The organism is Pseudomonas mosselii (assembly GCF_005796105.1).
Classification (GTDB): domain Bacteria; phylum Pseudomonadota; class Gammaproteobacteria; order Pseudomonadales; family Pseudomonadaceae; genus Aquipseudomonas; species Aquipseudomonas mosselii_C.
Map to the genome: position 1 here is coordinate 25,809 of NZ_VAUO01000012.1, position 25,750 is coordinate 51,558.

Consider the following 25,750-nt stretch of genomic DNA (forward strand, 5'->3'; position numbering starts at 1 on the left):
CGCGCCTTCTACACTGAAGCGCACTTTCACGACTCCCGGATGCCCCTTTGAAGCCGCTCCCGCCCTCCGACATTTCGCCCCGTCCCTCGGCCTGCCCGGGGTTGTGGCGCATCGTTGCCGCACGCGATGGCGGCATTTGTCGGATCAAGCTGCCTGGCGGCCTGCTGTTGGCCGATCAGGCCGACGCGGTGGCCGAGGCCGCTGAACGCTTCGCGGGGGGCGTGATCGAGGCGACCAACCGCGCCAACCTGCAGATTCGCGGCATCGGCGCCGAGCAGTCAGGCCTGGTCGCGCACCTGTTGGCCGCCGGGCTCGGTCCACGTGAGGCGGCCGGCGACGATGTGCGCAATCTGATGCTCAGCCCTTTGGCTGGGTTCGACCCGGCGATGTTGCTGGACACTCGCCCGCTGGCTGGGCAGATCCTCGACCTGTTGGAGTCCACCCCGCGTTTTCATGCGCTGTCAGCCAAGTTCGCCGTGCAACTCGATGGCGGCGAGGGGGTGGCGATGCTCGAACATCCCCACGACCTGTGGCTGTCGGCCGAGCAGCGCGGGCCAGAGACTTGGCTGGTGTTCGGCCTGGCGGGGTGTCCGGCCGATGGGCGTGCGCTGGGCGCAGTGCCGCTGGAGCAGGGCTTGGCACTGGTGCGCGCGGTGCTTGAGCGTTTCCTTGACCTGGCGAGCCCCGAGCAGGCGCGGATGCGTCAGCTGCTCGCCAGTTGCTCGGTGGCGCACTTCCTCGAAGGGCTGGCGATTCGTGTGAGTGCTATTACCCCCGGTTGGCATCGCGCGGCGGCCGGTCGCCCCTGGCTGGGTGTGCTGCCCCAACGTCAGGGCTTGGCCCTTGGGGTCGCGCCACCGTTGGGCCGGTTGACGCCAAGCATGCTGCGCGCCGCGGCGCGCTGTGCCCGTCAGTGGGGCGATGGCAGCCTGCGCCTGAGCCCCTGGCAGAGCCTGGTGCTGACCTCGCTGGACCCTGCGTACCTTGCGCAGGCTCAGGCAGACCTGGCCGCCACCGGCCTGCTGTGCGCGCCCGACCACCCTCTGGCGCAGGTTACCGCCTGCACCGGATCAAGTGGCTGCGCCAAGGCTCAGGCCGACACCAAGGCCGACGCCATCCGCCTGGCGGCGCACCTGCACAGCGGCGCCCCGGGCCGCGTGCACCTGTCCGGTTGCCTGCGTTCTTGCGCTGCGGCGCACATTGCCCCGGCGACCCTGCTGGCCCGCACGCCGGGCCGCTACGACCTTTACTTGCGCGATGCGCGCACGCCAGGCTTCGGTCGCCTGCGCGCATCCGACCTTACCCCAGAAGAAGCAGGCGCCATGCTCGACCTGCCGACGGAGCACCTTGATGATTGACTACATCCGCGATGGTCAGGAGATCTATCGCAATTCCTTCCGAATCATCCGCGAGGAAGCCCGGCTCGAGCGGATTCCAGCCGACCTGGAAAAACTCGCCGTACGGGTGATCCACGCCTGTGGCATGGTCGAGGCCATCGATGGTTTGCAGTTCTCCGAAGGCGCAGGCACTGCTGGGCGCGAAGCCTTGGCCAACGGCGCGCCGATCCTGTGTGACGCGCACATGGTTGCCGAAGGCATCACCCGTGCCCGCCTGCCGGCCAACAACCCGGTGATCTGCACCCTGCGCGACCCCAGCGTGCCAGCCCTGGCCAAGGACGTCGGCAACACCCGCTCGGCGGTAGCGCTGGAGTTGTGGCGCCCACACCTGGAAGGCAGTGTGGTGGTGATCGGCAATGCCCCCACCGCGTTGTTCTACCTGCTGGAAATGCTCGATGCCGGGGCGCCCAAGCCTGCGTTGATTCTGGGTTTTCCTGTTGGCTTCGTTGGCGCGGCCGAGTCCAAGGCCATGCTCGCGGCGGACAGCCGTGGCGTGCCTTTCGTGATCATGCAGGGCCGCCTGGGCGGCAGCGCGATGGCCGCAGCGGCGGTCAACGCCCTGGCCACGGAGGTGGAATGATGCACGCGCGTGGAAGACTCCTTGGGCTGGGCGTCGGTCCTGGCGATCCCGAACTGATCACGGTCAAGGCCCTGCGCCTGCTACGCGAGGCGCCGGTGGTGGCGTACTTCGTGGCCAAGGGCAAGCGTGGCAATGCCTTCGGTATCATCGAAGCGCACCTGCACGCCGAGCAGACCCAGTTGGCGCTGGTCTACCCGGTGACCACCGAAGCCCTGCCGGCGCCGCTGTCCTACGAGCAGGTGATCAGCGACTTCTACGACGAGGCCAGCGTGCAGGTGGCTGAACACCTGGATGCCGGCCGCGACGTGGCGGTGATCTGCGAGGGCGATCCGTTCTTCTACGGCTCATACATGTACCTGCACGACCGCCTGGCTTCGCGTTATCAGGCCGAAGTGATCCCGGGCGTATGCTCGATGCTCGGTGGTGCCTCGGTACTCGGCGCGCCGCTGGTCTACCGCAACCAGACCCTCACCGTGCTGTCTGGCGTACTGCCGCATGACGAGCTCAAGCGCCGTCTGGCCGACGCTGACGCGGCGGTGATCATGAAGCTGGGCCGCAACTTCCCCAAGGTGCGCCAGGTGCTCAATGAGCTGGGGTTGGACGGGCGGGCGCTGTACGTTGAGCGGGCGACCATGGCCAACCAGAAGATCGTGCCGCTCGATGACGTCGATCCGCAGTCCTCGCCGTATTTCTCGTTGATCATCGTGCCGGGGGAAAAATGGCAGGGATGAACCAGGCCCCGGCCATCGTCATTCTCGGCGCGGGTAGCCAAGCCACCGCACGGCGGATCCAGCAACGTTATCCGCAGGCCGTCGTGCATGGCCTGGAAGGCCGCGTAACGGATGCCGATCGGCACTATGCAGCCTTCGGCGACACCCTGCGTAGCCTTTACCAGCAGGCCACCCCGATCATCGCGCTGTGCGCAGCGGGTATCGTGATTCGCAGCCTGGCGCCGCTGCTCAGTGAAAAGGGTGCCGAGCCGCCGGTACTGGCGGTGGCCGAGGATGGCAGCGCGGTAGTACCGCTGCTGGGTGGGCTGGGCGGTGTCAACCTGATGGCGCGGGAGATCGCCGAGGTGCTGGGGGTGAACGCCGCCATCACCACCAGCGGTGAACTGCGCTTCGGCACCTGCCTGCTCAACCCGCCCGAGGGCTATGCCCTGGCGGACCTGGAGCAAGGCAAGCGCTTCGTCAGCGACCTGCTGGCGGGAGCGCCGGTTCGCCTCGAGGGGGATGCGCCGTGGCTCGAACAGGCGCAATTGGTGGCCAGCGACAGCGCGCAGCGCGCCATCCATGTGGGGTGTGCGGCACGTCCGGCCAGTCGTGACGAGTTGCTGATCTACCCACGCAGCGTGGTGGTCGCGGTGTCGGCTGGGGGCGCGGATGTGCTTGAGCAGGTGCGCGACGGTTTGCAGCTCGCAGGCCTCGCGGAACCGGCGCTGGCGTGCCTGCTGGCCAGCGAGACGGATATGGCCGAGCCTGGGCTGCATCAAGCGGCGCAGGCGTTGAATGTCACCGTGCGCTTCGTGCCCGCTGAAGACAGCTTGGTGCAGATGCTCACCCGAGCCGTGCCGCAGGCGCGTAGCGAGGCGGTGGGCGCCGTAGCCGTCGGCGTGGCTGAATCGCCAGTGGACATCCGGCAGGTAGGTCGCCAGCGCGGCCGCCTGGCGGTGATCGGCCTCGGGCCGGGTGCCGCGCAGTTCATGGTGCCGGCGGTCAAGGCCGAATTGGCGCGGGCCGAGGATGTACTCGGCTACGAAACCTATGTGCGCATGGCCGGCCCGTTCCGCGACGATCAGGTGTTGCACTGCACCGACAACCGCGAAGAGCTGCAACGTGCCCGGCATGCCTTCGAGCTGGCCGCTCAAGGGCGCTCGGTGGTGGTGGTCTCTTCGGGTGATCCTGGGGTGTTCGCCATGGCTGCCGCCGTGCTCGAAGCCCTGCATGAGTCAAGCGATCCGGCCTGGCATCGGGTCGACCTGCAAATGCTCCCAGGGGTTTCGGCTTCGCTGGCCACGGCGGCATTGGCCGGCGCGCCGCTGGGGCATGACTTCTGCGTGATGTCGCTGTCGGACAACCTCAAGCCCTGGTCGATCATCGAGAAACGCCTGGACCTGGCCGCCCAGGCTGACCTGGTGTTGGCGTTCTACAACCCGATCTCCAAGGCCCGCCCGCACCAGCTGGGCGTCGCGTTGGAGGTGGTGCGGCGTCATCGCAATGGCGATACCCCTGTAGTCCTTGGCCGTGATGTCGGTAGGCCGGCGCAGACATTGAAGGTCGTCTCTCTGGCTGAACTGGTGCCGGAAATGGTCGATATGCGCACCATGGTCCTGGTGGGGTCCTCTACCACCGTGCGCTTGCCACGTGCCGATGGTGGGGAGTGGGTATACACCCCGCGCTGGTATCCGATGGCCGATCAAGCCTGAAGGGAACCGGTTCACGGCGTTATTGCGCAGCGATCCCGAATAACTTGGTAGGCCCCCGGCGATTCCCGCCGAGGCCTACCAGGAAGCGCTTGCAATGACCGAACACGCCCCGATCAAAGGCGACAGCCTCGCTGTCGTCGAACAGTCCCTGATGGCGCTCAGCGCCGGAATGTCCGCCAAGGCCCGGCGCGACGCCAAGACCACTTTCCAGTTTGCCTCGCGAGTGGCCTCCAAGGCCCATGACCGTGATGGCGAGGCCGAAGCCTGGTTCAACAAGTTCCTTGAAGTGATGCGGACCTGCGGCTGGGTGGTCGGCCAGCGCTCCTATGAGCGTGATTATGACCAGAGCGGCTCCCTGACCTTGGGGCCTGTCGTGTTCAAGGTCGCCAAGGCCGCAGGCCAGGCGCTGCTGGGCGGGCCGTTGGCCGAGGCCATGACCGAACTGGCCAGCAAGGCTGTCGGGGCGCTTGGCGAAATCACCCAAGCGCAGGAAATCTTCAAGCAGAACGTCAAGGGCCATCCGGTGTCGACCACCGGCCTGGGCACCTGCATCGAAACGCCCGAAGGCGAGTTGTTCATGCTGGTGAGCGCCTTCAGTGCTGCGCCGGGCGAGAACAACCTCGACACCTTGGTGTATGAGTGGAAGAGCGCCAGCACTGACCGCTACAGCGGTTCGGCGGTGCTGAGCTTCAACGAGGTGGTCTACACCGATGAGCTGCGCCTTGCGATCGAGAAGAAAATGATCGACAAGGGCATCGAGAGTGCCCTGGAGTTCGAGATCTGACACCCGTGCGGGGCTGCACAAGCCCCGCTGCTCCTTCCGTTGGCCTTGAGCAAGAGGCATCCGATGAAAAACGACGTTCCATCCCTGTACCTGGCAGGCGGCACGGCCCTGCTGGTTACGCCAGCGGCTGCGGCATCACAAGACTATGTGCTGGACTCGGTCTTGTACGCCCAGTTGGTTGCAGATAAACACGAGGGCTCACGTTTCGATGATTATGCGCGCTGGTACAGGGCTTACCGCACGGCGTTGGAGCGCTGTGGCTGGATCGTGGCTACGAGCACGGCCGATTATCAGCGCGAGGCGCCCCCGTCGCCGGTGAGATCTATCGCAGAGCGCCTGAAAACCCTGCATCCGCAGCTTGCCGACGCGCTTGAGCCTGTTGTGTGCAGGCTGGCCACCTGCGATGCCCTTCAGCACCTGCGGCCGTTCACGCACGCCCAAGTTGATTCGACGGCGAGTGTGCATGAACTGGGTATCGTGCTGGCCGGTCCCACACTGGTGTTGAGCAGCCTGGCCTGCGGTGATGGCGCTGATATTCGCCACACCACGGCGACGCCTGACGAGCTGGTGCCGTTGAGCTACCGCTTCAAGCTGCATAGGCGGCTCGGTGAAACGGGCAACGCGCAATCGATCACCGATCTTGGTGCTGTCGAGTCAGGAGCGTGCCATGGACCAGCCTGAAGCCACTGTCGTCACGAGCAGCCTGGCAGCGTTCATACCCGGGGTGAGCATTGAGCAGCGCCGTGCCGTGAAGCTCGCTGCGTTGTGGGCCGAGAGCACCACGTTCAAAAGCATGGCCGGCGAAAGTCATCAGCAGCAGTACGCGTTCTACCGTCGGCAGTTGCAGTACCTCGGTTGGGATGCACTGTCGGCTGAGGCAGTCCACTGGCCGGATCGGCAGCGCCCCGTGATTGTCGACCAGGCGCTCAAACGGATCGATGCGCTGGCTGGCGAGCAACATGCTAGCAGCATGGCGCTCGCGTTGAGGGCGTTGCGCAAGAGCGGTCCGCCCCTGCTGCACTTCGAGTCACACTGCGGCCAGCGTGGACGGTTTCAGTTGTTGACGTGCGCGCCGGTCAGCCGCAACTACGTGGACATGGTTCTTTATCACGAAGCCGGCGAGGTTGAGGCGTTCAGCGCAGGCTTTCTGTTCCGCGAGCGGCGCAACACGCAAGTACAAGCGCAGTTGGTGCGCTTCAATTGCCGCCTGTTCGAGCAGGAACACCGTAGCAAGGTCGAGCGCGCGCTGGCGGGTATCGGCCTGAAGGATGTTCATGAGCTGGCGCTGTAGTGTCTGGTCTGGTTCAGCCCGCGCCGAGGCCCCCATCAAGGGTGAGCGGGTTGCTTGCCCGGCGGGGCCTTAGCCCAAGTAACCCTTGATGCCGGTGAAGATGATCTGCGCTGCCAGGGCGCAGACGAACAGCCCCATCAGGCGGCTGACGATCTGCAAGCCCTGGTCGCCCAGCAGGCGCTCGATACGGTGCGAAAGGTAGAGCACCAGGCCGACCGTGAGGCTGGCCAAGGCGATACTGACGATGGCCAGCAGCTTATCGTCCCAATGCGGCTGGCTGACCCCCATCACCAGCAGCGCACCGATGGTGCCAGGGCCTACGGTCAGCGGGATGGTCAGCGGCACGATGGTCACGTCTTGTTGCACGTTGTCGGTCTGGACCGCCGACTTGCCCTGGGCCATGGCCAAGGCCGAGATGAACAGCACCGAGCCTGCGCCGATGCGAAAGGCGTCGGCGGTGATCCCGAACACACCGAAGATCGCCCGCCCGAACAGGTACAGCAGCACGCTGGCGATCAACGTGGCAAACGCCACCCGCCAGGCCAGTTGCTTGCGCTCCTTGCTCGAATGCCCACGGGTCAGGCTGATGAAACACGAGAGCACGAAGAACGGGCTGTAGAGCACGAGCATCTTCAGGTAGACGCTGAACAACATATGAAGCATGGGGTGGGTCCGCAGAGGCCAGGGTGGGGCAAGTGTACCAGCAGGCCAGGGCGTTGCCTGTGCGCGCTATTATTCCAGGGGCGCGGTGCTTGCCTGATGTTGTCCCGCCCAGAACTGGATCACCTCACGCAGTTGCGAGAGTTCCACAGGCTTGGCCATGTGCCCGTCCATACCGGCCAGGCGGGCGCGCTCCTTGTGCTCGGCGAGAATGTGCGCGGTCAGTGCCACGACCGGTGTTCGCGGACGCTGATTGGCGGACTCCCAGGCGCGCAACTGCTGTGTGGCGCTGAAACCGTCCAACACCGGCATCTCGCAGTCCATCAGCACCAAGTCATAGCGTTTGGCTTTCATTGCCAGCAGCGCTTCTTCACCGTTGCTGGCGGTATCCGGCTCCAAGTCCAGCTTACCGAGCATGCCACGGATCACCTTGGTCGAGATGCTGTTGTCCTCGGCCACCAGGATGCGGAAGTCCCCTGGCAAATGCAGAGGCGGCGGGGGGCTGCCGGGCAGTGGTGTGATGAGCTGATCGCGACCGCGCTGGGCCAACTCCTCGGCCAGGGTGGTCTTGAGGGTGTAGCCGGCTACCGGCTTGGCCAGGATGCGCTTGATCCCGGCGTTGCGGGCGATGATCTTGCTGGGGGCGTTGCTGATGCCGGTGAGCATCACCACCAGGATGTCGTGGTTCAGGCTCGGGTCTTCCTTGATCTTCGCCGCCAGCTGCATGCCGGTCATGCCGGGCATGTTCTGGTCCAGCAGCACCACATCGAAATAGTCGCGCAGGTGCGCCTTGGTGCGCAGCAGCGCCAGCGCCTCCTTGCCCGAAGGCACGGCGCTGACGTTCATGCCCCAGGCACTGCACTGCTGCACCAGCACCTTGCGGCAGGTATCGTTGTCGTCCACCACCAGAACCCGTGCCTCGCGCAGTGGGCCCTCGACGTCGGCGGGGGGCTGCTCCAGGCGTTGTGGGTCGAGCGGCAGCGTCAGCCAGAGGGTGTTGCCCATGCTGGTGCTGGTCTTGATCCCGAACTCGCCCTGCATCAGGCCGATCAGCTGCTTGGCGATTACCAGCCCCAGATGGCCGCCAAGCTTGTGGCTGGAGAGAAAGTGGCGACTGTGCAGCTCGGCTTGCAGCAGGGCGTTGCGTTCTGCCGCAGGCATGGGTTCGCCGCTGTCCTGCACGGCAATGCGCAGGCGTGGGGCTTCGCCACGCTGGTCGAGGGCCACCACTAGCAGGATCTCGCCGTGGTCGGTGTTTTTAAGGGCATTGTCGAGCAGGCTCGACAGGGCCTGGCGCAGGCGCGTCGGATCGCCGCTGATGACCCGGGGGACCTGGGGCTGGGTGAAGCTGATCAGCTCGATGTTCTGCTGTTCGGCCTTGGCCCGGAAAATATTCAGGCAGTCCTCGATCAGCGCGTTGAGGTCGAACTGCACGTCGTCCAGTTCGATCTGCCGCGACTCCAGCTTGGTGATGTCGAGGATCTCGTTGATCAGGGTCAGCAGCTCGTTGCCGGCACTGTGGATGGTCTGTACGTAGTCGCGTTGCTTGACCGACAGCGGGGTGCCCAGCAGTAGCTCGGTCATGCCCAGCACGCCGTTCATCGGGGTGCGGATCTCATGGCTGATCTTGGCCAGGAACTCGGCCTTGGCGTTGATTTCGGCGTCGCTGGCGGCCAGCGCGCGGCTGGCGCGAAAGCGCTCCTCGCTCATGCGCCGCAGGCGCTCGCTGACTGACAGGTTGAGCAGCATGCCGCTGACCACCGTCAGTACCATGAGGATGCCAAGCAGCCAGGGCGTCGGGGTGCGCGTCAGGCCCAGCAGCGCGGGCAACAACACCAGGCCGCCGAGGTTGAATATGAGCATGGCCAGGGCGAACAGCCGGGCTGGCACGAAGCCCTTGTACCAGTGGTAGCTGCTGACCAGTAGCATGCTCAGGCTGCCCAGTGCGATCAGGACGTAGGTCATCAGGTTCAGCGGCAGGGTATCGACGAACAGCAGTATCAGGCCGCTGAGCCCGACCACCAGCATTTCGCCTTGCAGCAGGCGGTTAAGGCGCGCCGAGTTGCAGCGGGCGAAGAAATGCTGGGTGAAATACAGCCCGGCAAGTCCCGCCAGCACCAAGGTGAGGTAGGCCACGGGGGTTTGTGCGCTGTACCACAGGTGCGACCAAGGCCCGCCCAGGTTGAGCAGGATCAATGCGCTGAACAGCATCAGGCCGTGGTACAGGGCCAGGATCAGGGTGGTGCTGGAGCGGGTGTAGGCGAAGCGGATCAGATTGTGCACGATCAGCATCGCCAAGCCGCCGAACAGCAGGCCGAACAGCAACGGCAGACGCTGGTCCGCAGCGGCGTAGGCCGCAGGTTCAAGGCTTACGGCAGGGCGCAACTGATGCTCGGACACCAGGCGCAGGTACACGTCCACCGGCTGGCTGCCGTGGGGCAGCGGCAGAATATGGTCGCTGCTGTGCAAGTCGGTATTGCTCTCGCCGTGGCGCCCGTGGTGCAACTGGCGCAGCAGCTTGCCGCCTTCGAGGGCGTAAAGGTCCAGGCGCGACAGGTCTGGGGCGAAGATACGCACCAGTTGTTCCTGGTCGGTAGGCTCCAGGCGATAGTGCAGCCACAGGGCCTGGTCGGGGAGGGCGGCATCCAGTTCGTCGAGGGCCACGGGGCTGAACTGGTTGCGGTAACGCTCGGAGCGGACGTCGGAGAGTTGCAGGCTGGCCTGCTCGTCGAGCAGCGCCGACCATCCCCCGGCTTGTTCGGCGTGGGCCGGAAGCAGGCAGAGCAGGGCCAGTAAGCTGGCGATCAAGGCTGTGGCAATCCGAAGCCTGCGCACGACGAAATCCTTTCTTAGCGAATGAGCCAGGCGACAACTATGCGCGGCACGCCAAGGTGAAGGCAAGGCCCTTGCGGGGCCTTGTCGACGAGCCGAAGGCCGCAAGCCTGAGGCTGTGCGGCGGTTCGGTGCGATATCACTGCTGGTGTTCACCGCGCTCGCGAGCGATGGCACGGTAGCCGATGTCGGTGCGGTAGAAGCTGCCGTTCCAGCTGACTTGTTTGGCCAGGCGGTAGGCTTGCTGCTGCGCGTCGGCAACGCTGGCGCCCATGGCCGTAGCGCAGAGTACGCGGCCGCCGTTGGTCACCACCTGGCCATCCTTGAGCGAAGTGCCGGCATGGAACACCTTGCCTTCGATCTGCGCGGCGGCGTCCAGGCCGCTGATCGCGTCACCTTTGGCGTAGTCGCCTGGGTAGCCGCCGGCTGCCAGGACCACGCCCAGGCTCGGACGTGGGTCCCACTGTGCTTCGACCTTGTCCAGGGCCTTGGCGAACGCGGCTTCGACCAGCAGCACCAGGCTCGACTCCAGGCGCAGCATGACCGGCTGGGTTTCCGGGTCGCCGAAGCGGCAGTTGAATTCGATGACCTTGGGGTTACCCGCCTTGTCGATCATCAAGCCGGCATACAGGAAACCGGTGTAGACGTTGCCTTCCTCGGCCATGCCGCGCACGGTCGGCCAGATCACCTGGTCCATCACGCGCTGGTGCACGTCGGCGGTGACTACCGGGGCCGGCGAGTAGGCGCCCATGCCGCCGGTGTTCGGGCCGGTGTCCTGGTCGCCGACGCGCTTGTGGTCCTGGCTGGTGGCCATCGGCAGCACGTTATGGCCGTCGACCATGACGATGAAGCTGGCTTCCTCACCATCCAGGAACTCTTCGATCACAACGCGCGAACCCGCCTCACCGAAGGCGTTGCCGGCGAGCATGTCGCGCACGGCGTCTTCGGCTTCTTGCAGGGTCATGGCGACGATCACGCCTTTGCCGGCTGCCAGGCCGTCGGCCTTGATCACGATCGGTGCGCCTTTTTCACGCAGGTAGGCCAGGGCCGGCTCGATCTCGGTGAAGTTCTGGTAGTCGGCAGTGGGGATCTTGTGGCGGGCCAGGAAATCCTTGGTGAAGGCCTTGGAGCCTTCCAGCTGGGCGGCCCCTTTGGTCGGGCCGAAGCAATCCAGGTTGCGGCTGCGGAACAGATCGACCACGCCCAGAACCAAGGGCGCTTCAGGGCCGACGATGGTCAGGTTGACGTTCTGCTCGGCGAAATCGGCCAGTTGTTCCAGGGCGGTGACGTCGATGGCGACGTTCTCGCACTTGGCTTCAATGGCGGTGCCCGCGTTGCCAGGGGCCACGAAGACTTTCTCGACCCGTGGGTCCTGGGCGACTTTCCAAGCCAGGGCGTGCTCACGGCCGCCGCTGCCGATGATCAAAACTTTCATGTCAAAACCTCGAATTCTTTCGGACAGGAGGCAAAGCCTCGCGTTGTACGAGGTCGCAATGAAGCGGGTAGATGCAAGGCGGGGCCGTTTCCGATGAGCGGAGTTGCCTTTTGGCAATGAGCATCAGCGGAAACTGCCCCAACGCAGCAGATGCCTGCTTCAGTGCGGCCGATTGCCGTAAATCAGTGGCGGAAGTGGCGCATACCGGTGAAGACCATCGCGATACCGGCCTCGTCGGCAGCGGCGATGACTTCGGCATCGCGCATCGAGCCGCCTGGCTGGATCACGGCGCTGATACCGACTTTAGCGGCGTTGTCGATGCCATCGCGGAACGGGAAGAACGCGTCCGAGGCCATGACTGCGCCCTGAACTTGCAGGCCAGCGTGCTCGGCTTTGATGGCCGCGATACGTGCGGAGTTGACGCGGCTCATTTGGCCGGCGCCGACACCGATGGTCTGGCGCTGCTTGGCGTAGACGATGGCGTTGGACTTGACGAACTTGGCGACTTTCCAAGCGAACACCAAATCGTGGATCTCTTGTTCGGTCGGGGCGCGTTTGGTAACGATCTTCAAGTCATCGGCGCTGATCATGCCGATATCGCGGCTCTGTACCAGCAGACCACCGTTGACACGCTTGAAGTCCCAGCCGGCAGCACGCTCGGCTGGCCATTCACCGCATTCGAGCAGACGTACGTTCTGCTTGGCAGCGACCACTTCACGGGCGGCCTGGGAGATTTTCGGGGCGATGATGACTTCGACGAACTGACGCTCGACGATGGCCTTGGCGGTTTCGCCGTCCAGTTCGCGGTTGAAGGCGATGATGCCGCCGAAGGCCGATTCGGTGTCGGTGGCGTAGGCCAGGTCGTAGGCCTTGCGGATACCGCCTTCGTCTTCAGGTACGACCGCCACGCCGCACGGGTTGGCGTGCTTGACGATGACGCAGGCCGGCTTGACGAAGCTCTTCACACATTCCAGCGCGGCGTCGGTGTCGGCCACGTTGTTGAACGACAACTCCTTGCCTTGCAGTTGCTGGGCGGTGGAGACGCTCGCTTCGCCTTTCTTGGCTTCGACGTAGAACGCCGCGCTCTGGTGCGGGTTCTCGCCGTAGCGCATTTCCTGGGCCTTGACGAACTGGCTGTTGAAGGTGCGCGGGAATTCGCTGCGGCCTTCGGTCGACAGGCTGTCGCGGGCCTGGTCGATGGTGCCCATGTAGTTGGCGATCATGCCGTCGTAGGCGGCGGTGTGCTCGAACGCTTTGAGCATCAGGTCGAAGCGCTGGGCGTAGGTCAGGCCACCGGCCTTGAGGCTCTCGACGATGCCGGCGTAGTCACCGGTGTTGACCACGATGGCCACGTCTTTGTGGTTTTTCGCTGCCGAACGGACCATGGTCGGACCGCCGATGTCGATGTTCTCGATCGCGGTCGGCAGGTCGCAGCCCGGCTTGTTGATGGTGGCTTCGAACGGGTACAGGTTGACCGCGACCAGATCGATCGGCTTGATGCCGTGCTCGTTCATGATGGCATCGTCGGTGCCGCGACGGCCAAGGATGCCGCCGTGGATCTTCGGATGCAGGGTCTTGACCCGGCCGTCCATCATTTCAGCGAAGCCGGTGTAGTCAGCCACTTCCACCGCGTTAACGCCGTTGTCCTTGAGCAGCTTGTAGGTGCCGCCGGTGGACAGGATCTCGACACCGAGCTGTTGCAGCTCACGGGCGAATTCGAGGATACCGGTCTTGTCGGAGACGCTGATCAGGGCGCGGCGGACTGGCAGGCGGGTAGTCTGGTCGGTCATTTCGGATTCCATAACGCGGTGGATTCAGCAAAAAAGGCGCCTCTTTGCATGAGCGCCTTTTTTGTCGGGGGTTCTGGCCTTACAACAGATCGTATTGCTTGAGCTTCTTGCGCAGCGTGCCCCGGTTGAGCCCGAGCATCTCACTGGCTTTGGTCTGGTTGCCCTTGACGTAGTTCATCACGCTCTCGAGCAGGGGCGCCTCGACTTCCGAAAGCACCAGGTTGTACACGTCCGTGACGGTAGCGCCTTCCAGGTGGGCGAAGTAGTTGTGCAGCGCCTTCTCGACGCTGTCGCGCAGGGTCTGGCCCTCCTCGCTCGGCGTATTCAGGTGCTGCTTGAGGTTGGCGTTATCGCTCACGGGCGTTGTTCCACTCACTAATGTCTCGGTCATCATCGTCATGCGGCCACCCCTTGTTCGTCCTCTGTGCCAAGGCTCTGTCGACGTTCGGCAAAATAGGCCTGAACGTTGGCGCACTGCGCTTGTGTGTCTTGCAACGCGTTGAACTGGCTGCGGAATTCCTTGCCGCCAGGTCGGGTCGCCAGGTACCAGCCCACGTGCTTGCGGGCGATCCGCACACCCATCACATCGCCGTAGAAGGCATGCAGCGCGGCCAGGTGTTCCAGCAGAATACGTTCCACTTCATCCAGCGTCGGTGCGGGAACATGCTCGCCCGTGCGCAGGTAATGCTCGATCTCGCGGAAAATCCACGGCCGCCCCTGGGCAGCACGGCCGATCAGCAGGCCGTCGACCCCGGTGGCGTCCAGCACCGCCCGGGCCTTTTCCGGCGAGGTAATGTCGCCGTTGGCGAAAACCGGGATCGACACTGCCTGCTTGATCGCGGCGATGGTGTCGTACTCGGCTTCACCGGTGTACAGGTCGGCGCGTGTGCGGCCATGCACCGCCAGCGCCTGGATTCCGGCCTGTTCGGCGATTTTCGCCACGTTCAGGCCGTTCTTGTTTGCCCGGTCCCAGCCGGTGCGGATTTTCAGCGTCACCGGGACCTCTACAGCGCCGACTACGGCATGCAGGATCTCGCTGACCAAGGCTTCGTCTCTCAATAAAGCAGAGCCGGCCGCCTTGTTGCAGACTTTTTTCGCCGGGCAACCCATGTTGATGTCGATGATCTGCGCACCGGCGGCGACGTTGGCCTGGGCTGCGGCTGCCATCATCTGCGCGTCACCACCGGCGATCTGCACCGAGCGTGGCTCGGGATCACCTTCGTGAATGCGGCGCAGGCTCGACTTGCGGCTGTTCCACAGGCTCATGTCGCTGGACACCATTTCCGACACCACCATGCCTGCCCCCAGGCGCTTGCACAGCGTTCGAAAAGGCTGGTCAGTGACCCCGGCCATGGGCGCGAGGATCAGGTTGTTGCGCAGTGTGTATGGGCCGATGCGTACCGCCGACATAGGAGTTCCCTGTTGTGGGGCCGGATCATGGGAGTTTGAAAAAGGGTGGGCATAATACCCGCTCTCGGTGACCGGATAAAGAAGGATTTGGATAAAATCTGAACAACGGTGGCCGCTGGCGCGGCTGCGGCTGCGGCAAGTGGCAAGCTGCATGCGGCAAGACAGAAGCAGGTCTGGGTTTTCTTGCCTTGCCGCTTGCCGCTTACTCAGGCGAGCGGAAGCTCAGGCTGTAGTTCACGGCCTTGGGGCCAGGGTCGAGAATGTCCAGGGCGATGTGGATCGGCGTCTGGCTGGGCATCTCGCCGCGACCGGCCAGCTCGCCCGACAGGTACTCGCTGGGTTTGAAGCGACGGCTGGCGATCAGCTGGCCATTGAGGTCGGCAAAACGCAACTCCAGCAGCGGGAACGGCTGGGCGAACGGCGCACGGTTATAGATGATCGCATCGACGATCAGCGCGCCCTTGAAGTCGGGATGGCTGCGCACCACCAGATTGCTGCTCTTGATCCGCGAGATGTCGACGCGTGTCGGCACTTGGCAACCCAGCATTGGGCAGACCTGCTGGAACCAGGGGCGGTATTGATCCTGGCGGGCCATCTCGTCGAAGTGGTACCAGACGTATTGGAAGGCCAGCAGCCCGGCCGCCAGTAGTGTCAGCAGGCTCCACAACACGCGCTTGCCCCAGTTCGGCGCGGGTTTTTCCCAGCCCAGTTGCAGCGGGTCGTCGACCACGTCCACCAGCGGTTCCTTGCGTACTCGCTCCGGCTTGCTGCCCAGGCTGGGCTCCAGGCGTTCGCTGGCAGGCGCATCCGGTGTGTCGTCGTCATGGGCCGACAGGCGGTCAATGGGGTGCTCGTCGTCCAGCGCCGAGAAACCACTGGCCGGCAACGGCTCGGCCTGGCTCGACAGCCCTGGCGGTTGCTCGAAGGCGTCGTCCAGGGCCGGCTGGTGCGTCGCTGGCTCATCGTCCAGGTCGAAGTCGGCGTTGCCCAGGGTGGGCTCGGTGCGCTCATCCACAGACGCCGCTTGCGCCGTCAGCGGCTGTTGCTCGATCAGTACCGGGGCATCCTCACGGACGGCTTCGGGTTCGGACCGATCGTCGGTGGCGGTACCGAATGGCGTGTCGGCGTGTTCGTCAGGGCCGTGCTCATCGCGTCGGGCATGTAGCGTCGCTTCTTCGCTGGCCACCCGGCGATCACTTGGGCGGCGGCGCTCCAGGCGGGCCAGTTCGTGGTCCAGGTCCAAAGCCTCCAGCGCCTCGGTGGTGCTGGCCAGGTCCTGGGCGGGGGCCGCGAGCGGCTCGCTGGGTGTCGGCACAGGCACAGGCACAGGCGTCACCGCTGCGGGGGCGGCAAGTGATGCCGGGTCGCTGGCCACGCGGTTCTGTTCCAGCAACTGCTTGGCCGCATTGAACACCTGTAGGCACTGGCCGCAGCGCACCACGCCACGGGCCACGCTCAACTGGTGGTGGGTGACGCGAAAGCTGGTCTGGCAATGCGGGCACTGGGTGACGAAACTGTCGGTCATGCGGCGATCCGGGGGCTGTGCAGGAGTGAAGTCTAGTTTGACCTAGCGGCGGCGACCACTGATCCGTACCCAGCCGTCGCGCACGACGATCGGGTCCAGGTCGAAATCGGCCGCGTAGGCGGCTGCTACGTCCTCGCCCTGTTCGGCGAGGATGCCCGACAGCGCCAGCAGGCCGCCGGGGCGGACCAGGCCGGACAACTGTGGGGCCAGCGAAACCAATGGGCCGGCCAGGATGTTGGCGACCAGCACGTCGGCCTGCATGGCCGGCATTTGCTCGGGCAGGTACAGGGCGAAGGCGTCGTCGGCGATACCGTTACGCTGGGCATTGTCGCGGGAGGCTTCCAGGGCCTGCACGTCGATGTCGGTGCCGACCGCTTCACGGGCGCCCAGCAGCAGCGCCGCGATGGCCAGGATGCCCGAGCCGCAACCGAAGTCCAGTACCTGGGTGCCTTGCAACTGCTGGCCATCGAGCCATTCCAGGCACAGCGCGGTGGTCGGGTGGGTGCCGGTGCCGAAGGCCAGGCCCGGATCCAGCAGCAGGTTGACCGCGTGTTTTTCCGGCGCCTCGTGCCAGCTGGGCACGATCCACAGGCGCTGCCCGAAGCGCATCGGCTGGAAGTTGTCCATCCAGCTGCGTTCCCAGTCCTGATCCTCGATCACCTCGGCCTTGTGTTCGGGCAGGCTGTCGCCGGTCAGCAGGCGCAGGTGAGCGAACACCTGCTCGGGCTGCGCGTCGGCCTCGAACAGAGCCAGCAGGTGGGTGTGCGACCACAGCGGGGTGGTGTTGAGGTCCGGTTCGAAGATCGGTTGGTCTTCGGCGTCCATGAACGTCACCGAGACAGCGCCCACTTCGAGCAGGGCGTCTTCGTAGGTTTCGGCTTGTTCCGGGCTGATGGCCAGGCGTACTTGCAGCCAGGGCATGGCGGGCACCTTTGGTAAATCGACAGGGGCAGCCCGAGGCTGCGCGAAAGGGCGCCAGTTTACGCGAGTGCGGGGGGTTTGTAGAGGAGCGGTTCACGCGGCGGTAGTCCACTCCTGTAGGGGATCACCCAGCCTTTTGGACTGCGCTCTCGCGCAGAGAACTGATTTTGCAAGCGCGCCGCCTATCCTGTGGGAGCGGGTTTACCGGGGTGCCGGACCACCGCGAACACCGGCGTAGCCGGTGCCATCCACCGCGTCGCCTGTTTCGCGGGTGAACCCGCTCCCACAGGATTGTGCAATGCCTGAATCTAGCGTTGCACCTGTAGGGGCGCCCGCAGATTCCCTGAGCCATAAAAAACCCCGGCACTGGGCCGGGGTTCTGTCATCTCGCTAACGCGATCACTCCTGGTTGGCCAGTTTGTGCTCGAGGTAGTGGATGTTGACGCCGCCTTTGCAGAAACCTTCATCACGCACCAAGTCGCGGTGCAGTGGGATGTTGGTCTTGATGCCGTCGACGACGATCTCGTCCAGGGCATTGCGCATGCGCGCCATGGCTTCGTCGCGGTCCTTGCCGTAGGTGATCAGCTTGCCGATCAGCGAGTCGTAGTTCGGTGGAACCGAGTAACCGCTGTACAGGTGCGAATCGACGCGTACGCCGTTGCCGCCTGGGGCGTGGAAGTGCTTGACCTTGCCTGGGCTAGGAATGAACTTCTTCGGGTCTTCGGCGTTGATCCGGCACTCCAGCGAGTGACCACGAATCACCACGTCTTCCTGGCGGAACGACAGCTTGTTGCCAGCGGCGATGCTCAGCATCTCCTTGACGATGTCGATACCAGTGACCATTTCCGAGACCGGGTGCTCGACCTGGACGCGGGTGTTCATCTCGATGAAGTAGAAACGGCCGTTCTCGTACAGGAACTCGAACGTACCCGCACCGCGGTAGCCGATCTCGACACAGGCGTCGACGCAACGCTTGAAGACTTCCTGACGGGCCTTCTCGTCGATGCCTGGGGCCGGGGCTTCTTCCAGGACCTTCTGGTGACGGCGCTGCAGCGAGCAGTCGCGGTCGCCCAGGTGGATGGCGTTGCCCTGGCCGTCGGACAGTACCTGGACTTCCACGTGACGTGGGTTGGTCAGGAACTTCTCCAGGTAGACCATCGGGTTGCCGAACGCGGCACCAGCTTCGGTACGGGTCAGCTTGGCCGAGGCGATCAGGTCCTCTTCCTTGTGCACCACGCGCATGCCGCGACCACCACCGCCACCGGCGGCCTTGATGATCACCGGGTAGCCAACCTCACGGGCGATCGCCAGTGCGGTTTCTTCGTCTTCCGGCAGCGGGCCGTCGGAGCCCGGCACGGTCGGTACGCCCGACTTGATCATCGCGTCCTTGGCCGAAACCTTGTCGCCCATCAGGCGAATGGTGTCGGCTTTCGGGCCGATGAAGGCGAAACCGGATTTTTCCACCTGCTCGGCGAAATCGGCGTTTTCCGCGAGGAAGCCGTAGCCCGGGTGGATGGCGGTGGCGCCTGTCACTTCGGCAGCGGCGATGATCGCTGGAATGTGCAGGTAGGAATCCTTGGACGATGCAGGGCCGATACAGACCGACTCGTCTGCCAGGCCCAGGTGCATCAGTTCACGGTCGGCCGTGGAGTGCACGGCGACAGTCTTGATACCCAGCTCTTTGCAGGCACGCAGGATCCGCAGGGCAATTTCCCCGCGGTTGGCGATCAGAACTTTTTCGAGCTTCCCAGACATCGTTGGCTCTCCGCGAATCAAACGATGGTGAACAGCGGCTGGTCGAACTCAACCGGCTGGCCGTCTTCTACCAGGATGGCGTCGATCACACCGCCCACATCGGCTTCGATGTGGTTCATCATTTTCATGGCTTCGACGATGCAAAGGGTGTCGCCTTTCTTCACGGCCTGACCGACTTCAGCGAAGTTCGGCGAGGTCGGCGATGGCTTGCGGTAGAAGGTACCGACCATCGGCGAGCGGATCACGGTGCCTTTGAGGGCTGGCGCGGCGGCGGCTTCGGCGGCCGGGGCTGCTGCGGCAACCGGGGCAGCAGCGACGGGCGCTGCAACCGGTGCAGGGGCTGCGAAGTACTGGGCGCCGGCTGGAGTCTTGCTGTTACGGCTGATGCGAACGGACTCTTCGCCTTCCTTGATCTCCAGTTCGTCGATGCCAGACTCTTCCAGCAGTTCGATCAGCTTCTTGACTTTACGGATATCCATTAATCATCAACTCCCAAGGTTCGGTCGGGGACGTAATTTGAAAACGTGTCGAAAACGTTTCTTCTGAGCCTCGGCCCATAGGGGCCAAGACCTTGTGTCATCAGGGCTGTGCGTTGGCAGCCAGGTGTTCCAGCGCAGACTCCAGGGCCAACCGGTAGCCGGTGGCGCCCAGGCCGCAGATCACCCCTACGGCGACATCGGAGAAGTAGGAGTGGTGACGGAACGGTTCACGCTTGTGCACGTTGGAGAGGTGCACTTCGATGAATGGGATGCTCACCGCAAGCAACGCGTCACGTAATGCGACGCTGGTGTGCGTGAAAGCGGCCGGATTGATCAGGATGAAGTCCACGCCTTCGTTGCGCGCGGCGTGGATGCGGTCGATCAATTCGTACTCGGCATTGCTCTGCAGGTATTGCAGGTGGTGGCCGGCGGCGCGTGCGCGCTGCTCCAGGTCCTGATTGATCTGCGCAAGGGTGGCTGCGCCGTAATGGCCCGGTTCACGCGTGCCGAGCAGGTTCAGGTTGGGGCCGTGCAGCACCAGTAGGGTTGCCATCTGCTATTCCTTGGTTTTGTAGGGCAATTCGACATAGCGCGGCGACTATGCCGTAACCTGCGTCGGGTGTCCAGTTCCCGGCAATAGCCAGCACGATGCCCGAGATTCGCGCAAAATATGTGACCAGATGATTAACTCTGGTCACTTGCAACCAGATTTTTCACCGCCAGGGGGAAGTTATAGACCGAGTTGGCCGCGTACGCGTGTCAAAACTTCTGCGAAATCGCCGGCGTTTATCTCGCCTACCACCCGATCGGCGGTTATTTCGCTGCCGTTCGCGGCAAAGAACATCAGTGCCGGCGGGCCGAACAGGCCGTAGCGGTCGAGCAGGGCGCGCTGTTCGGCGTTACTTTGGGTGATATCCAGGCGCAGCAGGCGGAACGTGCCCAGTTGAGATTGGACCTGTGGCGCGTTGAGTACCTCGTGCTCGATGACCTTGCAGCTGATGCACCAGTCGGCATACCAGTCCAGCAGCACCGGCTGGCCCGCCGCCTTGGCTTCGGCCAGCGCGGCGTCGAGGGCGGCGGCGCGGGTGAGGGTCTGCCAGGCGTCGGCCTTGGACGCTGTCTGCGCAGCGGCGCCAGGCGGTGGTGGCAATGGACGCAGCGGATCGCCTTGACCGCTCAGGGCGCCGTACCAGCAGGCCAGGGCATACACCAGCAGCGCCAGGCCTAGCAGTTGCGCTAGGCGCTGGCGCGGGGTTTTCACTACCAGTTCCAGGGCGCCGAGGAACAGCGCTACGCCGGCCGCCAGCAACCCGATCAGCAGCAGTGTGACCGGCCCTGGCAGCACTCGGCTGAGCAGGCCGATGGCCAGACCCAGCAGCAGTACGCCGATGGTATTTTTCACGCTGTTCATCCACGCACCGCTTTTCGGCAGCCAGGCGGCACCGCCGGTGGCGATCAGCAACAGCGGCGCGCCCATGCCCAGGCCCAGGGCGAACAGCTTGAGCGCACCGCCCAGGGCATCACCGCTGGCGCTGATGTACAGCAAGGCGCCGGCCAGCGGCGCCGATACGCACGGCGAGACCAGCAGGCTGGAAAGCACGCCCAGCACTGCGGCGCCCAGCAACGAGCCGCCTTGGGTACGGTTGGCGAGGTTGTCCAGACGGTTGCTCAGCGCCTGCGGCAGCTTGATGTCGAACAGGCCAAACATGGCCAGGGCGAACAGCACGAAGAACGCCGCGAACGGCACCAGTACCCAGGCCGATTGCAGGCGTGCTTGCAGGTTCAACCCGGCACCGAACAGCCCCATCAGCGCACCCAGCACGGCGAAACTCGCTGCCATCGGCAGCACGTATGCCAGCGACAGTGACAGCCCGCGCAGGCCACCGACCTGGCCGCGCAGCACCACGCCGGAGAGGATCGGCAGCATGGGCAGCACGCAGGGCGTGAAGGTCAGGCCGAGGCCGGCGAGAAAGAACAGCAGTAGCGACTTCCAGCTCCAACCCGCTGCGGCCACGCCAGCGGTAGTGCTTGGCGCGCCTTCTCCATCGATGCTCAGGCGCTCGGTTTGTGGTGGGTAGCACAGGCCCTTGTCGGCGCAGCCCTGGTAGCCGACCACCAGGGTGAAGGCGCGGGCGTCGCTGCGTGGCAGTTCGATGTCGAGCACACCGTGGTACACCTCGACCTCGCCGAAGAACTCGTCGTGTTTGGCCTCGCCAGGGGGGATGTTCGGCGCGCCGAGCGTGATGTCCGCAGGCTCGGCTCGGAACTGCAAGCGGTGGCGATAGAGGTAGTAGCCGTCGGTGGCGATGAAGCGCAATTTGACGCTGTGGGCATCGGCCTGCACCAGGCTTAGCTTGAAAGCCTCCTGCACCGGCAGGAAGTCGGCGTTATTGGACAGGGAGGCTGCGCCGAGTGTGGCGCTGGGGCGGTTGTCGAGCAGGCTGCTGGCGAAGGTGGGGCTGGCCAGCAGCAGGAACAGCAGCAGAAACAGGCGGCGCATGGCGGACTCGCGAGGTGGAACCTGGCGGGCATGATAACGGAGTTGGCAGGGCTTGGGGCCTGCGCCTGACCGGGGGCGGACTCAGAGCCTGAATGCGCGCACCGCCGTATTCAGCTCGCCTCCTAGCTTGAGCAGTTGCTCGCCTTGCTCGCGCCCTTCACCGATGCGTTGCAGGTTGTCGCCGCCGAGTGCGTGAATCCGTTCGCTGTGATCGCGGATCTCGCTCACCGCACCGCTCTGCTGTGCGGTCACGTCGGCGATGCGCACTGCGGTGTCGGCGATGGTTCGAATCGCAGCGACGATCTCGTCGAGCGCGCCGTCGGCCGATTGGGCCTGGTCAGCGGTGGCTTCAGCGTGCTCAAGCTGAGCCCGCATGCCCTGCACCGAGTCGCGCGCCGCCTGCTGCAAACGGTCGATCAGTGCCTGGATCTCGCCGGTGGCACCGGTGGTGCGTTGGGCCAGCGAGCGCACTTCGTCGGCGACCACGGCAAAGCCACGGCCCATTTCGCCGGCCCTTGCCGCTTCGATGGCGGCGTTGAGGGCCAGCAGGTTGGTCTGTTCGGCAATCGAACGGATCACTGTGAGGACGCCGCCGATGGTGGCTGACTCTTCGGCCAGTTGTTCGATCATGCGCGCATTGCCTTGCACCTCGTCCACCAGCGAGCGCAGGCCCGACAGGCTTTGGCCGATCACCGCCTGGCCCTGTTCCACCGCACGGCCGGCATCGCGACTGGCATCGGCAGCGGCGCTGGCATCACCGGCTACTTGCTGAATGGTGGCTTCGAGTTCGCCCAGTGCATCGCGAATCTGCGCGGTATCGCCGGCCTGGCGCTCGGCACCCTCGTGCAGCGCGCTGCTCATGCCCGCCAGGGCGTGGCTGCTGCCTGCGACCTGTTCGGCGTTGTGCCGCAGGGTGCCGACCAGCTCCACCAAGTACTGACGCAGGCGGTTGAGCGAGTCCTGGATATCGTGCAGCTCGCGGTTGGTCTTGCCCAGGGCGATGGGCTGGGCGAAGTCGCCCTCGGCCCAGCGGGACAGGGCCGGTGCCAACCCGGTGAGGGTGCGTGCCAGGCGCCGTTGCAGGGTGTCGATCAACAGGGCGATCAACAGGATCAGGGCGATCATCAATCCCTGCATGATGCGCACCTCGGCGGCGATCTTCGCATGCTGGCCACGAACCTCGGGCTCAAGGCCGGCGATGGCCTGTTGCACCGCGTCCAGCTGTTGGTTGGTGCTGGCGGCCAGCGCAGTGCGCCGCTCGATCTGCTCGCGGGTGCGTTGCAGTTCGGCCGGGTAGCGGTTGAGCAGGCTTTGTAACTCGCGTTTCAGGCCGACCGCGACGTCTTCCTGCTGGCTGCTGCCCTGGGACGCCAGGCCCATCATCGCGGCGAAGTCGTCGGCACTGGATTCGGCGGCGCGGGTCACTCCCAGCAACGGCAGGCTGTCGATCCGTTGGGCCTGGGTGACGATCAGTTGCAGTTCGCGCTCGACCTCGCTGGCCAGCTCGGCGCGGCCACTGCTGACCAGCTTGTCGCGGGCTAGCGACAGGCGCCCCAGGTGCAGCGAGGCATCGAACAGCGGCGCGAGGTAACGCTCGCTCTCGCTGCTGCCGCTGTCTCGGGCGTAGCTGGCCAGTTGTTCGAAATTCGCCCCCAGCTCACGCTCGGCTTGCAGCAGCAGGGCTTGTGGGTCGCCGGCCAGCTTGCCAGCGGCGAGCAGTTCGTTGCCGGTGAAGGCCTGCAGGTTGTCCAGGCTGGGGCGTAGCTTGCCGGCCAGTTCCTCGGGCCAGTCGGCCAGGGCCGTTTGCAAGCGGGTGTTGGCTTCCACCGCTGCCGAATGGCGCAGGGCGTCGCCGCTGCCCAGGTACGCCTGGATATTACGCGCCGCATCGTTTTGGAACTGCTGGGACAGGCCCAGGTAACGTTCCATCAGCTGATAGGGGCGCTCCAGCGCACGCTGCGACCACCAGAGGGTGGTGCCCAGGGCGATACACACGGTCACCAGCAACAGGGTGTTGAAATTGGTCAGCCACTTCAGGCGCATAGCCGCGAACTTCCTGCGGGGGGAGTGGAGAGGTCGGGCCTGAAGTTATTGCTGTTTTATGACGAGGTGATGACGACAGGGGCTTGGCGCCATAAAAAGTGGCACAGTGCCATTTTGGTGGCTTTAGCGGCCTCGCCGGTCCGGCCCCCGAGCGTTACAGGTCGACCCGCACCACGCAGTTGCGTCCTGCATGCTTGGCCCGGTACAGCGCCTCGTCGGCGGCGCTGGCCATGCTCGGTGCATCGAGCTGTTCATCCAGCTGTACCACGCCTGCGCTGAATGTGCATTGCAGGTCATGCGGCTGGGCGGGGTAGTGGATCTCGGCGAACCGTCGACGGATTTCGTCGAGCACCTTATGCGCAGCCTCCAGCGGCGTGTTGGGCATGACGATGGCGAACTCCTCGCCGCCGTAGCGACCTATGAAGTCCGTCTTGCGCAGGCGTTGCTTGAGGAACAACGCCAGGCTCTTGATCACCCGGTCGCCCATAGGGTGGCCGTGGCGGTCGTTGATCTTCTTGAAATGATCGATGTCGAGCATCGCGAAACTCAGCGGCTGCTCTTCGCGGCGTGCACGGAAGCTACAGTCTTCGAGCAGTTGCAGGATGTGCGTATGGTTGTACAGCCCGGTCAGGCTGTCGCGGACCATACGTGCCTTGAGGTGGCGGGCACGGGCCGCACGGTTACGCACGGTGGTGACCAAGTGGCGGGCGCGGATCGGCTTGGTCAGAAAGTCATCGCCACCCTCGCTCATGGCGTCCAGTTGCTTGTCCAGGTCATCCTCGGCCGACAGGTAGATGATCGGCACGCTGACGTAGCGGTCGTTGTGGCGAATCACCTTGGCCAGCTCGGTGCCGGTGCAATCGGGCATGTACATGTCGAGGATGATCAGGTCGGGCTGGAAGTCTGCCAGCTCGCGCATGGTGTGTACCGGCTCGGTGAGGGTGCGGGTGATGATACCGGCACCGTTGAGCAGGCGCTCGGTGTGCAGGGCTTGGGCGCGGGAGTCGTCGATCACCAGCACGCGGAACGGATCGTACTGGGTGGCGCTGGTCAGCAGCTCGACTTTCTCCAGCAGGCTCGAAGCCTCCAGGGTCCCGGTGAGAAACTCCTGGCCGCCGGCGCGTACCGCCGCCAGGCGGGTCAGCGTATCGGTCTCGTGAAGGCTGAAGAACAGCAGTGGGATCGATTGCTCCAGTGCTCGCTGCGCCTGTGCGGCCAGTTGCAGGCCAGCGCCTGGACCGGCGAAGTCGACGTCCATGACAATCGCCGCAGGCAAGCGCTCGCTCATGGAGGCGTGGAATGCTTCGGGGCTGCACAAGGCTTGCACGCTCAGGCCGAAGAACTCCAGTTGCTGGGCCAGGCGTTCTGCGCGGTCATGGTCCTGCAAGACGATATACACCGGCTTGCGCAGCGGTGGCAGTGGCACGTTGTCGAGTTGGTCGCCCTTGCGCAGGCCTGTGCGCGAGAGGCGCTGCATCAGGTTGTTCAGCTCGCCGATGAGTTCTGAATTCAGGCGTGCGCCGTTCGCCTCGATAGCTTGCAGCGTCTGGGCGATGGATTGCGACAGGCTGCAGTGCTGAGGTTGCTCAAAGCGTTCGGCGTAGCGTTGCAGGCGCAGGTTGGCTTCGCACAGCTCGCCCAGGCCGGCACTCGACCACTCGCCGCGCTGCTGGCGTTGCCAGATTTCGAGGATTTGTCGGGCTTGGTGAATGACCCGTTGGGCGAAATGCTGCTTGAGGCGCTCGTGGCTCGGCTCGGCTGGCTGGGTCATGTCCTGACTACTTATTGGAGGAGGGGTGCAGGTTCGATGATGGCTCTATGCTAGCACCGCTTTTCCGGCAAGCGAGTGCCTAGTGTCAACAAAGTGTTCAGGGAGCATTATTCAGTTATTGACCTGTTGGTCGCTTATACGAAAGGCGGCGT

Annotated in this window: 21 protein-coding genes; 7 read left to right on the top strand and 14 right to left on the bottom strand. The window is 64.5% G+C overall.

Features of this window, described 5'->3' with window-relative positions:
- Positions 1–47: 47 nt before the first annotated feature.
- The 7 genes from cobG (at position 48) to FEM01_RS20055 (ending at position 6,477) form a co-directional block, all read left to right on the top strand.
- Positions 48–1,358: a precorrin-3B synthase gene (cobG, locus tag FEM01_RS20025; RefSeq protein ID WP_138221208.1), complete on the top strand. Its 1,311-nt coding sequence runs from the start codon at positions 48–50 to the stop codon at positions 1,356–1,358.
- On the top strand, positions 1,351–1,977 hold the full coding sequence (locus tag FEM01_RS20030) for a precorrin-8X methylmutase (RefSeq protein ID WP_138221209.1): 627 nt from the start codon (positions 1,351–1,353) through the stop codon (positions 1,975–1,977). The genes cobG and FEM01_RS20030 overlap by 8 nt, the downstream gene beginning before the upstream one ends.
- Positions 1,974–2,708: a precorrin-2 C(20)-methyltransferase gene (locus FEM01_RS20035; RefSeq protein WP_138221210.1), complete on the top strand. Its 735-nt coding sequence runs from the start codon at positions 1,974–1,976 to the stop codon at positions 2,706–2,708. Before FEM01_RS20030 ends, FEM01_RS20035 begins: the two co-directional genes overlap by 4 nt.
- Positions 2,705–4,402, top strand: a complete 1,698-nt coding sequence (cobJ, locus tag FEM01_RS20040) for a precorrin-3B C(17)-methyltransferase (RefSeq protein WP_138221211.1) — start codon at positions 2,705–2,707, stop codon at positions 4,400–4,402. Before FEM01_RS20035 ends, cobJ begins: the two co-directional genes overlap by 4 nt.
- Before the next feature lie 94 nt (positions 4,403–4,496).
- Positions 4,497–5,186, top strand: a complete 690-nt coding sequence (locus tag FEM01_RS20045) for a hypothetical protein (RefSeq protein ID WP_138221212.1) — start codon at positions 4,497–4,499, stop codon at positions 5,184–5,186.
- A 63-nt stretch (positions 5,187–5,249) separates the two neighbouring features.
- Positions 5,250–5,867 (top strand): hypothetical protein, encoded by a 618-nt coding sequence (locus FEM01_RS20050; RefSeq protein ID WP_138221213.1) that lies wholly within the window; start codon positions 5,250–5,252, stop codon positions 5,865–5,867.
- Entirely contained in the window at positions 5,854–6,477 is a 624-nt protein-coding gene (locus FEM01_RS20055; RefSeq protein WP_138221214.1) for a hypothetical protein, read from the top strand. The genes FEM01_RS20050 and FEM01_RS20055 overlap by 14 nt, the downstream gene beginning before the upstream one ends.
- Before the next feature lie 69 nt (positions 6,478–6,546).
- Here the strand turns inward: FEM01_RS20055 and FEM01_RS20060 are convergent, their stop codons facing one another.
- The 14 genes from FEM01_RS20060 to FEM01_RS20130 form a co-directional block, all read right to left on the bottom strand.
- Positions 6,547–7,140: a MarC family protein gene (locus tag FEM01_RS20060; RefSeq protein WP_138221215.1), complete on the bottom strand. Its 594-nt coding sequence runs from the start codon at positions 7,138–7,140 to the stop codon at positions 6,547–6,549.
- Between the two features lie 69 nt (positions 7,141–7,209).
- Positions 7,210–9,972, bottom strand: a complete 2,763-nt coding sequence (locus FEM01_RS20065) for a hybrid sensor histidine kinase/response regulator (protein WP_138221216.1) — start codon at positions 9,970–9,972, stop codon at positions 7,210–7,212.
- Between the two features lie 136 nt (positions 9,973–10,108).
- On the bottom strand, positions 10,109–11,404 hold the full coding sequence (purD, locus tag FEM01_RS20070) for a phosphoribosylamine--glycine ligase (RefSeq protein WP_138221217.1): 1,296 nt from the start codon (positions 11,402–11,404) through the stop codon (positions 10,109–10,111).
- Between the two features lie 182 nt (positions 11,405–11,586).
- Positions 11,587–13,194 carry a bifunctional phosphoribosylaminoimidazolecarboxamide formyltransferase/IMP cyclohydrolase gene (gene purH / locus FEM01_RS20075; RefSeq protein ID WP_138221218.1) on the bottom strand — a complete coding sequence of 536 codons (1,608 nt, stop codon included), beginning with the start codon at positions 13,192–13,194 and terminating at the stop codon, positions 11,587–11,589.
- 79 nt (positions 13,195–13,273) lie between these two features.
- The gene (gene fis, locus FEM01_RS20080) at positions 13,274–13,594 is read right to left on the bottom strand and encodes a DNA-binding transcriptional regulator Fis (RefSeq protein WP_008093076.1); all 321 of its coding nucleotides are present in this window, start codon (positions 13,592–13,594) and stop codon (positions 13,274–13,276) included.
- Positions 13,591–14,604 (bottom strand): tRNA dihydrouridine synthase DusB, encoded by a 1,014-nt coding sequence (gene dusB, locus FEM01_RS20085; RefSeq protein WP_138221219.1) that lies wholly within the window; start codon positions 14,602–14,604, stop codon positions 13,591–13,593. The genes fis and dusB overlap by 4 nt, the downstream gene beginning before the upstream one ends.
- 202 nt (positions 14,605–14,806) lie before the next feature.
- Positions 14,807–16,129, bottom strand: coding sequence for a DUF3426 domain-containing protein (locus FEM01_RS20095; RefSeq protein ID WP_138221221.1), 1,323 nt, complete (start codon positions 16,127–16,129; stop codon positions 14,807–14,809).
- A 42-nt stretch (positions 16,130–16,171) separates the two neighbouring features.
- Complete coding sequence (prmA, locus tag FEM01_RS20100; RefSeq protein WP_138221222.1) at positions 16,172–17,050, bottom strand: 50S ribosomal protein L11 methyltransferase; 879 nt, start codon at positions 17,048–17,050, stop codon at positions 16,172–16,174.
- Between the two features lie 399 nt (positions 17,051–17,449).
- Positions 17,450–18,805 carry an acetyl-CoA carboxylase biotin carboxylase subunit gene (accC, locus tag FEM01_RS20105; protein WP_138221223.1) on the bottom strand — a complete coding sequence of 452 codons (1,356 nt, stop codon included), beginning with the start codon at positions 18,803–18,805 and terminating at the stop codon, positions 17,450–17,452.
- A gap of 17 nt (positions 18,806–18,822) precedes the next feature.
- Positions 18,823–19,284 carry an acetyl-CoA carboxylase biotin carboxyl carrier protein gene (gene accB / locus FEM01_RS20110; RefSeq protein WP_138221224.1) on the bottom strand — a complete coding sequence of 154 codons (462 nt, stop codon included), beginning with the start codon at positions 19,282–19,284 and terminating at the stop codon, positions 18,823–18,825.
- A 100-nt stretch (positions 19,285–19,384) separates the two neighbouring features.
- Entirely contained in the window at positions 19,385–19,837 is a 453-nt protein-coding gene (gene aroQ / locus FEM01_RS20115; protein WP_011535870.1) for a type II 3-dehydroquinate dehydratase, read from the bottom strand.
- A 177-nt stretch (positions 19,838–20,014) separates the two neighbouring features.
- Entirely contained in the window at positions 20,015–21,784 is a 1,770-nt protein-coding gene (locus tag FEM01_RS20120; RefSeq protein ID WP_138221225.1) for a protein-disulfide reductase DsbD, read from the bottom strand.
- A gap of 81 nt (positions 21,785–21,865) precedes the next feature.
- Complete coding sequence (locus FEM01_RS20125; RefSeq protein WP_138221226.1) at positions 21,866–23,827, bottom strand: methyl-accepting chemotaxis protein; 1,962 nt, start codon at positions 23,825–23,827, stop codon at positions 21,866–21,868.
- Positions 23,828–23,981: 154 nt separating this feature from the next.
- Positions 23,982–25,598, bottom strand: coding sequence for a response regulator (locus tag FEM01_RS20130; RefSeq protein WP_138221227.1), 1,617 nt, complete (start codon positions 25,596–25,598; stop codon positions 23,982–23,984).
- Positions 25,599–25,750 lie beyond the last annotated feature (152 nt).